The organism is Bacillus sp. FJAT-47783 (genome assembly GCF_022808615.1).
Classification (GTDB): Bacteria; Bacillota; Bacilli; order Bacillales; family Aeribacillaceae; genus Bacillus_BZ.
Window position 1 is genome coordinate 153879 of the sequence record NZ_JAKZKS010000003.1, and the last position, 14879, is coordinate 168757.

15 protein-coding genes and 1 pseudogene are annotated in these 14879 nt (G+C 37.8%); 2 read left to right on the forward strand and 14 right to left on the reverse strand.

Features of this window, described 5'->3' with window-relative positions; translation table 11 throughout:
• Positions 1-61 precede the first annotated feature (61 nt).
• Positions 62-1615: a stage V sporulation protein B gene (gene spoVB, locus MLD65_RS04510; protein WP_243290669.1), complete on the forward strand. Its 1554-nt coding sequence runs from the start codon at positions 62-64 to the stop codon at positions 1613-1615.
• Between the two features lie 48 nt (positions 1616-1663).
• Here spoVB and MLD65_RS04515 read toward each other — a convergent pair whose 3' ends face one another.
• Positions 1664-2311: a DUF421 domain-containing protein gene (locus MLD65_RS04515; RefSeq protein WP_481748491.1), complete on the reverse strand. Its 648-nt coding sequence runs from the start codon at positions 2309-2311 to the stop codon at positions 1664-1666.
• Between the two features lie 118 nt (positions 2312-2429).
• Positions 2430-3719 (reverse strand): ArsB/NhaD family transporter, encoded by a 1290-nt coding sequence (locus MLD65_RS04520; protein ID WP_243290671.1) that lies wholly within the window; start codon positions 3717-3719, stop codon positions 2430-2432.
• A gap of 252 nt (positions 3720-3971) precedes the next feature.
• Here MLD65_RS04520 and MLD65_RS04525 point away from each other — a divergent pair, with 252 nt between their 5' ends.
• A complete protein-coding gene (locus MLD65_RS04525) occupies positions 3972-4361 on the forward strand; it encodes a TIGR04086 family membrane protein (RefSeq protein ID WP_243290672.1) in 390 nt (129 codons plus the stop codon).
• Positions 4362-4474: 113 nt separating this feature from the next.
• Here the strand turns inward: MLD65_RS04525 and yajC are convergent, their stop codons facing one another.
• The 12 genes and pseudogenes from yajC to nadA all read right to left on the reverse strand — a co-directional run bounded on the left by yajC (position 4475) and on the right by nadA (position 14870).
• Positions 4475-4747 (reverse strand): preprotein translocase subunit YajC, encoded by a 273-nt coding sequence (yajC, locus tag MLD65_RS04530; protein ID WP_243290673.1) that lies wholly within the window; start codon positions 4745-4747, stop codon positions 4475-4477.
• A gap of 21 nt (positions 4748-4768) precedes the next feature.
• Positions 4769-5914 carry a tRNA guanosine(34) transglycosylase Tgt gene (gene tgt / locus MLD65_RS04535; RefSeq protein ID WP_243290674.1) on the reverse strand — a complete coding sequence of 382 codons (1146 nt, stop codon included), beginning with the start codon at positions 5912-5914 and terminating at the stop codon, positions 4769-4771.
• A 26-nt stretch (positions 5915-5940) separates the two neighbouring features.
• The gene (queA, locus tag MLD65_RS04540) at positions 5941-6969 is read right to left on the reverse strand and encodes a tRNA preQ1(34) S-adenosylmethionine ribosyltransferase-isomerase QueA (protein ID WP_243290675.1); all 1029 of its coding nucleotides are present in this window, start codon (positions 6967-6969) and stop codon (positions 5941-5943) included.
• A gap of 23 nt (positions 6970-6992) precedes the next feature.
• The gene (locus MLD65_RS04545; RefSeq protein ID WP_243290724.1) at positions 6993-7193 is read right to left on the reverse strand and encodes a DUF2905 domain-containing protein; all 201 of its coding nucleotides are present in this window, start codon (positions 7191-7193) and stop codon (positions 6993-6995) included.
• Positions 7190-8191 carry a Holliday junction branch migration DNA helicase RuvB gene (ruvB, locus tag MLD65_RS04550; RefSeq protein ID WP_243290676.1) on the reverse strand — a complete coding sequence of 334 codons (1002 nt, stop codon included), beginning with the start codon at positions 8189-8191 and terminating at the stop codon, positions 7190-7192. The genes MLD65_RS04545 and ruvB overlap by 4 nt, the downstream gene beginning before the upstream one ends.
• Before the next feature lie 10 nt (positions 8192-8201).
• Positions 8202-8813 (reverse strand): Holliday junction branch migration protein RuvA, encoded by a 612-nt coding sequence (ruvA, locus tag MLD65_RS04555; protein WP_243290677.1) that lies wholly within the window; start codon positions 8811-8813, stop codon positions 8202-8204.
• A 139-nt stretch (positions 8814-8952) separates the two neighbouring features.
• A complete protein-coding gene (locus MLD65_RS04560; protein WP_243290725.1) occupies positions 8953-9498 on the reverse strand; it encodes an intercompartmental signaling factor BofC in 546 nt (181 codons plus the stop codon).
• Positions 9499-9637: 139 nt separating this feature from the next.
• On the reverse strand, positions 9638-10363 hold the full coding sequence (locus MLD65_RS04565) for a YebC/PmpR family DNA-binding transcriptional regulator (RefSeq protein WP_243290678.1): 726 nt from the start codon (positions 10361-10363) through the stop codon (positions 9638-9640).
• Between the two features lie 150 nt (positions 10364-10513).
• Positions 10514-11179: a YhcN/YlaJ family sporulation lipoprotein gene (locus MLD65_RS04570; RefSeq protein ID WP_243290679.1), complete on the reverse strand. Its 666-nt coding sequence runs from the start codon at positions 11177-11179 to the stop codon at positions 10514-10516.
• A gap of 114 nt (positions 11180-11293) precedes the next feature.
• Entirely contained in the window at positions 11294-12034 is a 741-nt protein-coding gene (gene nadE / locus MLD65_RS04575; RefSeq protein ID WP_243290680.1) for an NAD(+) synthase, read from the reverse strand.
• Between the two features lie 1049 nt (positions 12035-13083).
• Positions 13084-13464: pseudogene (safA, locus tag MLD65_RS18345) on the reverse strand (SafA/ExsA family spore coat assembly protein); the annotation flags it as partial.
• 296 nt (positions 13465-13760) lie between these two features.
• Complete coding sequence (gene nadA / locus MLD65_RS04585) at positions 13761-14870, reverse strand: quinolinate synthase NadA (protein ID WP_243290682.1); 1110 nt, start codon at positions 14868-14870, stop codon at positions 13761-13763.
• Between the last annotated feature and the right edge of the window lie 9 nt (positions 14871-14879).

The window sequence follows — 14879 nt, forward strand, 5'->3', positions numbered from 1 at the left end:
AAACATTGCGCATATAGTAATTGTAATAGATAATAGGCTATTTGAGAAGGCAGGGAGATGGATGTCAAAGCAAACTTTCTTACAAGGTACATTATTTTTAATTGTCGCGGGCTTAATTACAAAGGTATTAGGATTTATCAACCGCATTGTTGTGGCCCGTATTATCGGAGAAGAAGGCGTCGGCTTATATATGATGGCCGTTCCAACATTAGTGCTTGTCATTACCATTACGCAATTCGGTTTACCCGTAGCAATCTCTAAGCTTGTTGCTGAGGCAGAAGCAGAAGGTAATCAGCGGAAAGTAAAAAAAATAGTCGTTGTATCACTCGCCATCACGGGTACACTATGTATAGTTTTCACACCCGCTGTCTTTATTTTTGCCCCTGTTCTTTCAACGACTTTATTAACGGACTCAAGAACATATTATCCATTACTGGCGATTACACCAGTCATACCTATTGTCGCAGTTTCTTCTGTTTTACGCGGTTATTTTCAAGGAAAACAAAATATGCGACCGGCTGCTTATTCGCAAGTTTTAGAACAAGTCGTGCGCATTACATTAGTTGCTGTTTTCACAAAAGCATTTTTGCCGTATGGAATTGAGTATGCTGCTGCTGGGGCATTATTATCAGCAGTTATCGGGGAACTTGTTTCACTTCTTTATTTATTTACGATGTTTCGTTTAAAAAAACGCATAAAAGTAAGAAGAAAGTTTTTCCAATCAATGAAAGATGGGAAAGACACGTTTCAACAGTTAATGCGTATCGCTGTACCTACAACAGGTAGCCGTTTAATTGGTTCGATCTCATGGTTTTTTGAACCGATCGTCGTCACCCAAAGCTTAGCCATTGCAGGTGTTGCCACATCTTTATCGACAAAGCAATATGGAGAGCTAACAGGTTTTGCGCTACCTTTACTTTTTTTACCATCATTTATTACATTTTCACTATCTACATCTTTAGTTCCTGCCATCAGCGAAGCGATCGCGCAAAAGAAAAAGAAGCTTGCAGAATATCGACTTCGCCAAGCATTTCGACTGTCCATTGTCACAGGTGGCTTAGCCGTCGTCGTTTTGTATATATTCGCAAACCCGATTATGACTTACATGTACGGTAATGACCATGCAGCCATCTTCATCAAAGTAATGGCACCGTTTTTTATCTTTTATTACTTCCAAGCTCCTTTGCAAGCAGCGCTCCAAGCTTTAGATTTAGCAAGAGCAGCGATGATCAATAGTTTTATTGGCGCAGTCGTGAAAACAGGACTCATTTTTGCTCTCGCCACAAGGCCAGAACTAGGGATCATGGGAGCAGCCCTTGCCATCGTTACAGGGTTTATGCTTGTTACTCTCCTCCATTATGCGACCGTGTTAAAAGTCGTTCAATTTACAATTTATACACGTGACTACGTCTTTAGTGTAATCGTTATGGTCATAAGCGCTATTGCTGGAAATTATGCCTACAAACATCTTTTTATTTCCTTTACACAACTTAGCAATTTGCTGTTATCCATTTTCGTTACATCGATCATCTACCTCCTTCTTCTTATCTTCTTTAAGCTCGTTGAAAAAGACGAATTAAAGCGGATTCCTGTGCTGAAGCTGTTTATTAAGTAAAACTGTTCTGGAGCTCCATAATGCGAAAAATAGCAGCGTGCTCCGCTGCTATTTTTCATTGTACAAATCAATATGAAAGGTTCCTTTTTCAAAACTGCAAAAAGAAATATCGGAAACATCCATATATCCCCTATCCCTTAACTCTTTTTTTAACCAGTGTTCATCTTTGTCTATTTTATGTAAACCGTCCTGCTGAATTTCTCCATCTAAAATAATAGGCCATGTAAAATCACTATTACTTTTCCCCTCTTTTTGGAACACAGAAAGCTTCCCCGATGGCTCTAGTATCGCAAATTCAACATCGCTCAAATGCTGTATGTCTTTTTCCCGCAATTGCATGAGTAAATCATCATAGTTATATCGCTGTTTCGCCATTGCTTTTTCGTCTATTTTACCTCGATGAATAATGATCGTAGGCTTTCCGTCAATTAAATGCCGAATGCGTTCACTTTTTAGCGAAATGTAAGCTAAACTTAATTGAATAATAAGTAAAACGAGCATCGGTAATACCGTATGAAAAAGAGGATCTTTCGTATTTTCAATTCCAATGACTGCGATTTCAGCAAGCATAATAAAAACAACTAAATCTAAAATACTTAATTCACCGATTTCCCTTTTACCCATTAATCGAAAAATAATTAAAATAATAAAATACAGGACAACCGTTCTTCCAATCATATTGATGGCAACATCCATCATTCTTCCTCCTCCATTTCAAATCCATTTGTTATTGTTTCGTAACGAAAGAGGTTTATTCATTTGCGATGATCGGTATGTTTTGAGAGAGGATTTTAACCTTATACAAGCGAGATCTTTAAATAAAATGAATTAAATAGCGAAAATAAATATAAACTGAACAGATACAAAGGGAAAGAAGCACAATCGGAAAACCTACTTTGAAAAACTCTAAAAAACTGACTTCTTCTTTAGCTTTTTTAGCTAGCCCTACAACGACTAAATTCGATGATGATCCTAATAATGTTCCATTCCCTCCTAAGCATGCTCCTAATGCTAACGACCACCATAACGGGTCTAAATTCGTCATTCCATACTCTTGTAATTCTAGAATGACAGGAATCATCGCTGCAACAAACGGAATGTTATCGACAAACCCAGAAAGAACACCTGTTAACCATAGCATTAATAACGAAGTTTTCGGCAAATCCCCTTCCGTGTAGTAAATGAGACCTCTTGCTAATTCATCTAAAATCCCTACCTCTTCCAAGCCGCCAACGAGTAAAAATAAGCCTACAAAGAAAAATAATGTCGGCCACTCTACTTGTTTCATCACATCGTCTGCCCGATATTCATCTTGCGTTAAAAGCATGAGCAAGATCGCACCAGCTAATGCAATACTCGTTAAATCGATGTGTAAAAATGGTTGTGCCATAAACCCAATAATCGTTAAAAATAAAACGAAGATAGATTTTGGAAGGGCAGGCGTTTTATGTAAGTAATCTCTCGCTTCAATTGAATCGATTTTTTTTGTTTGAACTGGTGTTAATGCCAGTTCGAATTTATAAAGAAAAATTAAATAAACGATTACAACTAAAAAAATAATCGATACAACGGGTGTTAAATGAGTGATAAATGTATTAAAGGTTAAATGTTCAACAGCTTGACCAATCATAACGTTCGGTGGGTCTCCAATCAATGTAGCCGTTCCACCGATATTAGATGAAATAATGACGGCAATTAAATACGGGATAGCTGGAATATTTAACAGCCGTACGAGCGTCATGATCACAGGTACGAGCAGTAGCACGATCGTTACATTCGCTAAAAAAGCTGAACCAATGGCTGTTAATAACGAAATAACGATTAATAAAGGAATCGGGCTCCCTCCTACTCCTTTCGCTAATTTAATGGCTACATATTCAAAAATACCCGTCTTACTCGTTATCGTTACAATGACCATCATCGAAAATAGTAAGGCAATTGTATTCCAATCAATATATTGTAAAAAAGCTGCATCGATATCATAAATACCGATTAACAGCATGAAGACACCACCGGCACATGCAATTAATGCACGGTCGATTTTCTCTAGCATGATGAATATGTAGCATAAAACAAAAATGATAAAGACGATCATTGTCGACATGATGTTTCCCCTTCCATCTTTCGATTAGAAAAGCTTAAAGCTCCTTGCTTACCTAAACGACAAAAAGTTTGCCCTTTTGTCTTCATATGTTTAACTCGAGGGAGTAGATAGCTTTTGCTAGACAATCATTATTACATCCTATGATGCTAGTCCATGAAAATATTTATATTCTAAATCATTTTTTAACGAATAAGCTTGTATTAAGTGAATTTCTCTTTTTAGGAGTTTCCGAAAGAATGGGGGGATTTTTCATTGATTGAGTCAAAAAGATGGGGCAGTGCAATTTTATACGGTGTGACGGCCATTTTATTAATCGCTCTAGTCGTGAGTCTTCTTTTTTCATTGCTATTAAAATTTACGAGTTTAACTGAACAATCGATTCAGTGGCTTATCATCACATTAGCATTTATTTCTGTATTTATTGGCGGGATTGTCGCAGGGAGAAAAGGAAAAGAAAAAGGATTACTACTAGGGGCTTTAACAGCTTTAACTTATACGGGCATTGTTCTTTTATTCCAATTTCTCGGATATGGCCAATCATTATCCGGAAAAAATTGGCTTTACCACGGAGGCTTTTTACTCGTTGCGATGCTAGGTGGCGTCATCGGCGTTAATCTATCGTCGAGTAAACGACAATCGTAAACAATTAAGCTTTTGTCGAAAAGCTATCAAAAGTTCTCTTCGAGGACCGATTATTAAAAAACAGGAAGCGAAATGGTCGCTTCCTGTTTTTCCTTGTCTACTTTATGTAAAGACTATGCATTTGATTTTTCAACAACTTCTCTTACTGAGCGACGGTCAAACGTTAGACGAGAACCATCACCAGCTTTCACAACGATTTTGTCTTCATCTAATGAATCAACAATACCGTGCATGCCGCCAATCGTGACAATTTTATCTCCTTTTTGCAAGCTTGACTGCATCTCACGAACTTGTTTTTGTTGCTTTTGTTGCGGTCGAATTAACAAGAAATAAAATACCGCAATCATCGCAATAAGTGGTAATAAAGTACCTACTAAACCCTCCATATTTTTCACCCCTTTCTAAGCTTAGAAGTTTTTCGCATTCGGTTTATTAAATCCGTAACGCTCAAAAAATTCTTCGCGGAAGTCGCCTAAACGATCTTCTCGAATAGCTTCTCTTACTTGCTCCATTAATTTTAACAGAAAATAGAGGTTATGATAAGAAGTTAAACGAATTCCGAACGTTTCATTACATTTTATTAAATGACGAATATAGGCTCGTGAATAGTTTTGACATACGTAACAATCACAATTTTCGTCTAGTGGCCTAAAGTCACGTGCGTATTTCGCATTTTTTACAACAAGTCGACCTTCACTCGTCATTAACGTTCCATTACGGGCAATACGTGTTGGTAATACACAGTCAAACATATCAATTCCACGCATTGCACCATCTATTAAAGAGTCCGGAGACCCTACGCCCATTAAATAACGAGGTTTATTCGTTGGCAGTAGCGGTGTTGTAAATTCAAGTACGCGATTCATGACATCCTTTGGCTCTCCAACAGATAGCCCTCCAACCGCATAACCTGGGAAGTCTAACGAAATTAAGTCACGAGCACTTTGTTTTCGTAACTCTTCATATTCTCCCCCTTGAACGATTCCGAATAATCCTTGTTCGTTCGGACGAGCATGCGCTTTTAAACAACGTTCTGCCCAGCGGCTTGTCCGTTCAACCGATCTTTTCATATAGTCATATTCAGCAGGATACGGCGGGCACTCATCAAACGCCATCATAATATCCGACCCTAACGCATTTTGAATTTCCATTGCCTTTTCTGGGGATAAAAATAATTTATCACCGTTTAAATGATTTCGGAAATAAACTCCTTCCTCTTCAATACGGCGAAACTCACTTAAGCTAAATACTTGAAACCCACCCGAATCTGTTAAGATCGCACCATCCCAATTCATAAATTGATGAAGGCCACCTGCTTCTTTAACAATTGATTCACCAGGTCGTAACCATAAATGGTACGTATTACTTAATATAATGCCTGCACCCATTTCTTTTAATTCTTCTGGAGCCATTGTTTTCACTGTTGCTAACGTCCCGACAGGCATAAATACAGGCGTTTCAAATGAACCATGTGGTGTATGTACTTTTCCTAAACGTGCCCCAGTTTGTTTACACGTTTTAATCAATTCATAACGTATTGGTGATGTTGACAAAATGTTGTACCTCCTTTGAAATCCTCTTAGATGATAAGCATCGCATCTCCAAAGCTAAAAAAGCGATATTTTTCACGGACAGCTTCCTCATAGGCACGTAAAACGTTCTCACGTCCTGCTAATGCACTAACGAGCATGATCAGTGATGACTTTGGCAAATGAAAATTCGTAATCATTCCATCAATCGCCTTAAATTCATAGCCTGGATAAATGAAAATATTTGTCCAGCCGCTCTCTGAAACAAACTGGCCATTGTGCTTTGATGCGATCGTTTCAAGTGTTCTCGTCGAAGTTGTGCCAACGGATATAATGCGTCCACCTCGGCTTTTCACTTCATTAAGTAAACGAGCGGTACCTTCACTTATTTGATAAAATTCAGCGTGCATTTCGTGTTCTTCAACATTCTCGACACTCACAGGTCGAAATGTTCCTAATCCAACATGAAGGGTAATAAAAGCAATGTGAACACCTTTTGCCTTTAACTCTTGTAAAATTTGCTCCGTAAAGTGTAAACCAGCTGTAGGTGCTGCCGCAGAGCCACTTTCCCTTGAGAAAACGGTCTGATATCTTTCCTGATCGTCTAATTGTTCCTTAATGTAAGGTGGTAGTGGCATTTCTCCTAATGACTCTAACACTTCGAGAAAAATTCCTTCATACGTAAACTTCATTAATCGACCGCCGTGTTCAAGTACACCAACACAAGTTGCTTTCAGTTTCCCATCCCCGAAGCTAACAACTGCTCCTTCTTTTATTCGTTTTGCTGGCTTCGCTAATGTCTCCCAAACATCCTCTTCTTGTTGTTTTAATAACAATATTTCCACTTTTGCCCCCGTATCTTCTTTTACACCGAATAATCTAGCAGGAAGAACGCGTGTATCGTTTAATACGAGGCAGTCACCAGGTTGAATGTATTCGAGAATATGTTTAAACTGCTCATGCTTATATTCTCCGCTTTCTTTATTTAATACCATTAGTCGAGAAGCATCACGCTCTTTTAACGGTACTTGGGCAATTAATTCTTCTGGTAAATGGAAGTCAAATAGTTCTACTTTCATGTTCTCACCTATTTCTACATTACTTATTTAAATCGACCGATAATAGAAAATATAATGGTTAAAATAATACTAATGACAATACTTGTCATAATCGGAAAATAAAAGGTGACATTTCCTTTTTTAAATGTCAAATCACCGGGAAGTCGACCAAGAAAATTCATGATTAATCCGATGATGAGCAATACAGCACCTAAAATCATCAATATCTTCGGAAATTCCATTATTTTTTTGGCACCTCCAAGCCAAAATGGTTATAAACAAGGTCTGTTACCATTCTTCCCCTAGGTGTTCGTTTAATAAAACCAATTTGCAATAAATACGGTTCATAAACATCTTCAATCGTGTGAGATTCTTCTCCAATTGTAGCAGATATCGTATCAAGACCAACAGGACCACCGTTAAACTTCTCAATAATACTAAGCAATAACTTATGATCAATATGATCTAAACCGAGCTTATCGACTTGAAGTCGTTCTAGTGCATCCTTTGCTAAGTCATTTGTAATTTTTTCGTATTGAAGGACTTGAGCAAAGTCGCGTACGCGTCGAAGTAGGCGATTAGCAATTCTTGGTGTCCCTCTAGATCTTCGAGCAATTTCCGCTGATGCTGCTTCATCAATTTCTGTTTCAAACAAGTGAGCCGTTCTTGTCACAATTTGCGAAAGCTCTTCCTCTTGATAATATTCAAGTCTACCGAGTACGCCAAATCGATCTCTTAACGGTGCTGTAAGGAGCCCAACACGCGTCGTTGCCCCAACGAGCGTAAACGGCGGTAAGTCCAAGCGAACACTACGAGCGCTCGGTCCTTTTCCGATGACAATATCTAAACAAAAATCTTCCATGGCAGGGTAGAGAACTTCTTCAATGGAGCGTTGCAGACGATGGATTTCATCAATAAATAGGACATCTCCTGGTTCTAACGCGGTTAATACAGCCGCTAAATCGCCTGGACGCTCAATGGCAGGTCCTGAAGTTGTACGAATGTTAACGCCCATTTCGTTTGCTATGATTGTTGCTAACGTCGTCTTCCCTAAGCCCGGTGGACCGTATAATAAGACGTGATCCAATGTTTCTTGACGTATTTTTGCCGCTTCGATAAAAACTTTTAAATTGTCTTTAATCTTTTCTTGTCCAATGTATTGGCTTAAGCTTTGTGGTCGAAGACTGAGCTCTAACTTTTCTTCTTCAAGATCTGCTTCTTGGGAAACAATTCGCTCTTCCATAAGCATCCCCTTACTTTAAAAGCTTCTGTAACGCTTTTTTTACATATTGATCAGTTGATAACGATTCTTCTTTTAATGAAGGTATCACTTTATTAATTTCACGCTCACTATATCCAAGAACTTTTAAAGCTTCAACCGCTTCTGTCAATGAATTTGCGCTTTCCTCTTTTTGCTCAACTTCATCAAAATTGAATAAGTCTTGTGAAATAGCAGTAGGAATAATATCTACTAATTTTCCTTTTAAGTCAAGGATGATTTGTCGAGCCGTTTTCTTCCCGACACCAGGAAATTTGACGAGAAACTTCTCATCTTCATTTTCAATCGCTTCAATGACTTGTATGGGGTCACCGGAAGCTAAGATGGCAAGACCACCCTTTGGTCCAATACCTGTTACGTTTAATAATTTCATAAATAACGCTTTCTCTTCACGCGTTTCAAATCCATATAATGCTAAAATGTCTTCACGGACGTGTTGATATGTATAAATCGTTATTTCATGATTTAAGTATTTTTGAAAAACGAAAGGATTTGGTGTCATAATTTGATATCCAATTCCTCGGTTTTCAATCACGATATATTCAGGACTAATATAATTTACTGTTCCGCTAACAAACTCAATCAATCTTGTTCACCTCTTTACAACTGTATCTCATTTTATCATAAAAATTTCATAATAAAGAAGAAAATACACCACCTTTCATTAGAGTTAATGTCATTGAATTTTGAACACAAAAAAAGCCGTGCATCTGCACAAGCTCTTATTATTGGACGTTATCGATTGAATATTGTTTAAAGGTTTCAATAACCTCTAAATATTGATTTTTATTTTTAATCGGTATTCCATTTTTTAATTCCTGATGTCGACTAGTCTCAAGTTTCCCGACATCTATTTGAAAAAAGGATTGAATAATATTATGTGTGTCGACTGGCCTTCCATTAAAAATAGATAATGTTCCATCTTCTTGAATACCAAAGTAACCGTTCGTTTTTAGTAATGGAGAAATGTCATCGATATATTTTTGAAATACAATTTTATCTTCATTTTGGGTGATTAATTGCCATTCTGCATATTGTGACCAAAAATCTTCCATGGACCAAATCGTTTCTTCTTTTAATTCTTCACTCTTTTCTCCATCCATATAAATTCTCTCAAGAACCACTTTTACTGTTATCGGACCTGTTACTTCATAGGCTTCATGCTTTTTTGAAGTTTGTTCTTCATTTGCAAAAGATGATCCAAGTAATATCATGACAAAAAATAACATGATCAGGGATATGAGAAAGAAGAGATGATGCACCCGTCTCATCAAACATTCACCTCTTTGAATAAGATATCAATAAGACTAGTGTAGCCAAAATTAGAAGTTTTAACCAAATATTAAAATAAAAAAGCGTTTATTGGTGAATACGCAATAAACGCTTATTTCTATATCCTTGATTCACATCTTATTCTTCCATATTATGATAGACCTCTTGTACGTCATCATCGTCTTCTAAAACGTCAATAAGCTTGTACATTTTCTCTGCTGTTTCTTCTTCTACTTGTGAATAGGTTTGTGGCACCATTGTTATTTCTGCAGTAGCAAAAGTGTAACCTCTTTTTTCTAATGTTTCCATAACACCATTAAAGCTTTCAGGTGCCGTATAAATTTCAAATGCCTCTTCTGTTGCTTCCATATCTTCTGCACCTGATTCAATTACTTCAAGCAGCATGTCATCTTCGTCTATCGAAAGATTTTCCCGACTAATAACTATATATCCTTTACGGTCAAACATATATGATACACAACCACTTTCACCAAGGTTGCCACCATTTTTATTAAAAGCTGTCCGAACATTTGTCGCCGTACGATTTTTATTATCCGTTAAGCATTTTACCATGATCGCTACAGCACCAGGGCCGTACCCTTCATACGTAATTTCTTCATAATTTTCGCTACCGTGAGCTCCAGTTGCTTTTTTAATGGCACGATCAATATTATCATTTGGCATATTAGCAGCTTTGGCTTTATCTATCGCTAAGCGAAGGCCAGGGTTTGCGTCAGGATCACCGCCACCTTGTTTAGCTGCAACATAAATTTCTTTCGCTAATTTCATGAAGATTTTTCCACGCTTTGCATCTTGCGCGTTTTTTCTACGTTGGATGTTTTTCCACTTAGAATGTCCTGCCATTCTAAATTCCCCTCTCATCAAAACAGTTTCATTTTTTTAATATATCATAATTTAGGGGAAACGGAAAATTTAGTTCGCAATTGCATCTATATTGGCTACACAATTTCATAAAAGAGGTAACCCAGTCATTCTGAGCCACCTCTTTTAATGTTAACGATTTCCATTAAACGGTTCAGCTAGTGCATCTCCGATATCGTCAAATAAATCTCGAATATCGTTATTCATGTCATCCCCGTTATCTAGCCCTCGGTTTATATTGCGTACGCGCGTAAACGTTCCTTCATCTGTTACAACATTGATATTTTTGCCTCTTGCTATATTTTCTGCAACGGTTTTTACTCTTTCTTTCACATCGACATCGTTCCGGTCATTTGTATCAACAGCGACAACGACATTGTTTTCTGTTACGAGTGTATTCACATCTTCAATATTCTTTAGTTTTGCAACTTGATCTGAAATACGTTCTGCTAATCGATTGTTTTCATTTAAGGTATTGTTCCCTAGATGACCATGATAATTGTAAGAGTCTCGATCATATTTCCCAATATTATTTGTACGATCGCGATCTCCGACTGTTAATGGTGATCTATTACCATAATTAGTATCTTCCATTCCTCCATCAAACATTTCTGTTAATGGACCATCGTTGTCGATAAAGTCTTGGTTATTTTGCTCACGATCACCTGTGTAATATCCAATTGGCTGCACATTATCGTTATATCTCGTATCCATGGCATTATTATCGCCAACATTACAAGCTGCAAGACTTGTTGATATAATTGATAATGCAGCAATAACTGAAGCTGTTTTCCTCAATACAAAAACCCCCCTGATGACCCTTATCGAGCGATAATCGCTCATTTATAAGGTGTTCAACTATCAAGAGGGCTATATCCATGATTTACAGGGAAATAAGAAAAAGTATTCCAATTAAAATTTTGGCGGTGCTGCTGCTAACCGGCGTTTATGCTCAGACCGTTTATGCATGTTTTCAATGATTTGGCGATCGTATTCTGGAACTTCTTCACCTTTTAAGTATTTATCAATCATGTCATACGTCGTTCCCATTTCATTTTCATCTGTTTGACCTTCCCAAAGACCAGCGCTTGGAGCTTTATGAATAACCTCATCAGGTACTCCTAACGTTTTGGCAAGTTCACGTACTTCTCCTTTTGTAAAGTGAACGAGCGGAACTAAATCAACACCGCCATCACCATATTTCGTAAAATAACCTGTATGCCATTCAGCCGCATTATCTGTTCCTGTAACTAAATAACCAAAGTTATTGGCTACAGCATATAGTGTTGTCATTCGAAGACGAGCTCTCGTATTGGCATCACCCATTTTAACTGCTTGTTCATTCCATTTATTTTGTTCTTTTAGTTTGTCCTTAATTTGTGTGAATAATTTTTCATGTGTTTCCGTTAAATCAATGGTAATAGAATCAATTCCACTGCTTTCCACTACTTTCAGCGCATCCTCTTCGTCTTTCGGATTGCTTTTACAAGGCATAATTACCCCTAATGAGTTATCTGGAAAAGCGCGTTTAATTAAGTGCGCTACTACAGCTGAATCGATTCCACCACTAATTCCGACAATGAGTCCGTTTGCCTGAGCTGTTTTTACTTGCTCACGTAACCACTCAACTAATTTCGTTACTTTTTCTTCCATTCCTTCATGCTCCTTTACTTGCAATCATGACCTAATCATATCATATTGTGTAATCACAATGAAGGCATGTTAGTTCTACTGAACATAACATCTAAATTAGAAAAAGGTGATCTCCATTGGAAATCACCTTAACAATTTTAATCTTCATCCTCTTCATCATATTGCGGAGCTGCGTACAGTCGGCTATAATCATACATTCCTTGAGGGTGTGGCGGATAAGCATGGTATGGCTGTGGATATGGATGCGCCATCGGATATCCATAATATGGCATCATTGGATGCGGTTGCCCACATCCGCATCCATTTCCGTAAGGTGCTGGCACCATGTGAGTTGGATACATCATATTCGGATAGGCCATATTTTCAACATTTTCCATATCATCACCGTCATCTTCCATCATTTCAGGGCTTACCATGTTCGGTTGATATGGACTTGGCATCATTGGCTGTGGATGATAACCCATTGGCCCAAATCCTGATCCGGGCATAATTGGTGAAACAGGAACACAGCCAGGAGGAACCATTCCATAAGGCATTCCATAAGCTGGTTGAGCTTGTGGAGCATTTGGATAAAATCCTTGCCCTGGGTGCATTTGAGCACCCTGTACCATTCCACCATGATCATTCATCTCATCATGATCATCATTCATCATTTCAGGATTTTCTTCCTGTGGGTACATATAGGAGTTATTCGGTGCTCCGTAGTTCGCCATCGGTCCAAATCCTGGTCCTGGCATAACGGGTGAAACAGGCATGCAATTTTGTGGCCATTGTCCACCATATGCCGGCATCGTTTGCGGTTGCATAGGCATATAAGGCATTTGTGGCATATAAGGCATTGTCATACTTTCATTTTCCTCCTCTTCCGTATCTGACATCGGTTCTTTATATATATCTTTCATCTCATCATCTTGCTTCATAATATTTGGTAGGACATTAGCTGGTTTTGGTGGTAATTGTGGTTGCTGTTTCATTTCTGGCATCATCGGCATATTAACCGTATAAAAATTATGCACATCAATGTCAGGATAGAACGGTTGCTGTTTAATAGGCATTTGAGGAACGAACGGTTTCGACGGCTTTTCATTTGCTTTTGTATCTTCTACATCTACATTTGCCTTCGGCTTGCCCATTCCATATGGGTGTTCAACTTTCGGCATTTCTTTTTTTGGCATTTCTTTTGGTGTCTCTTTTTTAGGCATTTCCTTTTTTGGCATTTCTTTTGGCACTTCTTTTTTCGTATTGTAGTTTATTTTCGTGTCGGTTTTGACTGGTACACCTCCTGTTGGGACTTTGATTTTCATCCCTGGCATAATTAAATCTGGATTACTTAATTGTGTATTCATTTGCTTTAATTCTTCGAAGTCAACTCCATATTTTTGGGCAATTTTCCACAATGTATCGCCTTTTTGAACAATATGGATTTTCACACTTTTTCCCTCCTATCGAAAGGCTTAACAGCGAGTTCACAAATAAAACAATTTATCATGAGTGCTCATCACAACTTATGCGAATACTTTCCAAATTATGATTGGGATATGCAAACATGCTTTAAAACTGAACAAAATCGCTAACGCGACTTTGTTCAGAGGTTGGAAGTTAGAGGTGAGATTAGTCGAAATCGGCGAAATAGCCGATTTCAATGACTTATCGATTTCCTATTGCCAATAAGAATAAAAGCATTAATTCTCGTGTGAAAAAAAGCCTGACAACAATAGGTCAGGCTTTAAACATTTTGAAGCATACGATTTAATGCTAGTAATGCGTATTCTGTTATGTCTTGATCGACGGTAATTTGATTGATAGGTTCTCCTTTTTCAATGCTTTCAAGCGCCCATACTAAATGAGGAAGATCGATTCGATTCATCGTTAAGCACGGACACATATAAGGATTTAATGAAACAATTTTTTTATCAGGATGCTGCTCCATTAATCGATTGACTAAGTTCATTTCTGTCCCGATGGCCCATTTACTTCCTGGTGTTGCTTTTTCAATTGTTTCAATAATATATTTTGTAGAGCCTGCTTTATCTGAAAGCTCCACTACTTCTCTTGTACATTCTGGGTGAACAATAATCTTCATGTCCGGCTCTGTTTTTCGAATATGCTCAACATTTTTCACCGTAAACTTTTCGTGAACGGAGCAATGACCTTTCCATAAAATGACGACAACATCGTCTATAGCTCCTTCATATTGGAGCTCATTTCCGATTGGATCCCAGATTGCCATTTTCTCAAGAGGTATTCCTAAATCATATGCTGTATTTCTTCCTAAATGTTGATCTGGTAAAAATAATATTCGTTCCTTTTTAGAAAATGCCCATTGAAGCATTTTCTTCGCATTAGAAGAAGTGACCGTTGCTCCACCATACTTTCCAACAAACGCTTTAATTTCTGCAGTAGAATTTACATACGTTAATGGAACAATGGTATCACCAAATAGCTTTTCAAGCTTTTCCCACGCCGTTTCTGTTTGGGACAAATTTGCCATATCAGCCATGGAACAGCCTGCACGCATATCTGGTAAAATGACCTTTTGATTTTCACTTGTTAACATTTCCGCAGTCTCCGCCATAAAATGGACTCCGCAAAATACGATATATTGTGCATCTTTATTGGCAGCTGCAACTTGTGCTAATTGTAAGGAGTCACCAGTTACATCAGCAAATTGAATCACTTCATTCTTTTGATAATGGTGCCCAGGAATAAATAACTTCTTACCAAACTTCTCTTTTATTTCTTTGACTCGTTGCTCCAATTGTTCTACCGATTTTCCTTTATATTCTTCTGGCATCATTTCTCGCTTTTCAAACTGTAACATATCTAATACACTCATGATGTTCCC

Bases quoted from the DNA above. Each gene is read 5' to 3' on its own strand.
- yajC (WP_243290673.1), bottom strand. From the start codon at position 4,747: ATGGAGGGTTTAGTAGGTACTTTATTACCACTTATTGCGATGATTGCG.
- queA (WP_243290675.1), bottom strand. From the start codon at position 6,969: ATGAAAGTAGAACTATTTGACTTCCATTTACCAGAAGAATTAATTGCC.
- MLD65_RS04565 (WP_243290678.1), bottom strand. From the start codon at position 10,363: ATGGCAGGACATTCTAAGTGGAAAAACATCCAACGTAGAAAAAACGCG.
- MLD65_RS04515 (WP_481748491.1), bottom strand. From the start codon at position 2,311: ATGGATGTTGCCATCAATATGATTGGAAGAACGGTTGTCCTGTATTTT.
- nadA (WP_243290682.1), bottom strand. From the start codon at position 14,870: ATGAGTGTATTAGATATGTTACAGTTTGAAAAGCGAGAAATGATGCCA.
- nadE (WP_243290680.1), bottom strand. From the start codon at position 12,034: ATGGAAGAAAAAGTAACGAAATTAGTTGAGTGGTTACGTGAGCAAGTA.
- ruvB (WP_243290676.1), bottom strand. From the start codon at position 8,191: ATGGAAGAGCGAATTGTTTCCCAAGAAGCAGATCTTGAAGAAGAAAAG.
- MLD65_RS04560 (WP_243290725.1), bottom strand. From the start codon at position 9,498: ATGAGACGGGTGCATCATCTCTTCTTTCTCATATCCCTGATCATGTTA.
- MLD65_RS04520 (WP_243290671.1), bottom strand. From the start codon at position 3,719: ATGTCGACAATGATCGTCTTTATCATTTTTGTTTTATGCTACATATTC.
- spoVB (WP_243290669.1), top strand. From the start codon at position 62: ATGTCAAAGCAAACTTTCTTACAAGGTACATTATTTTTAATTGTCGCG.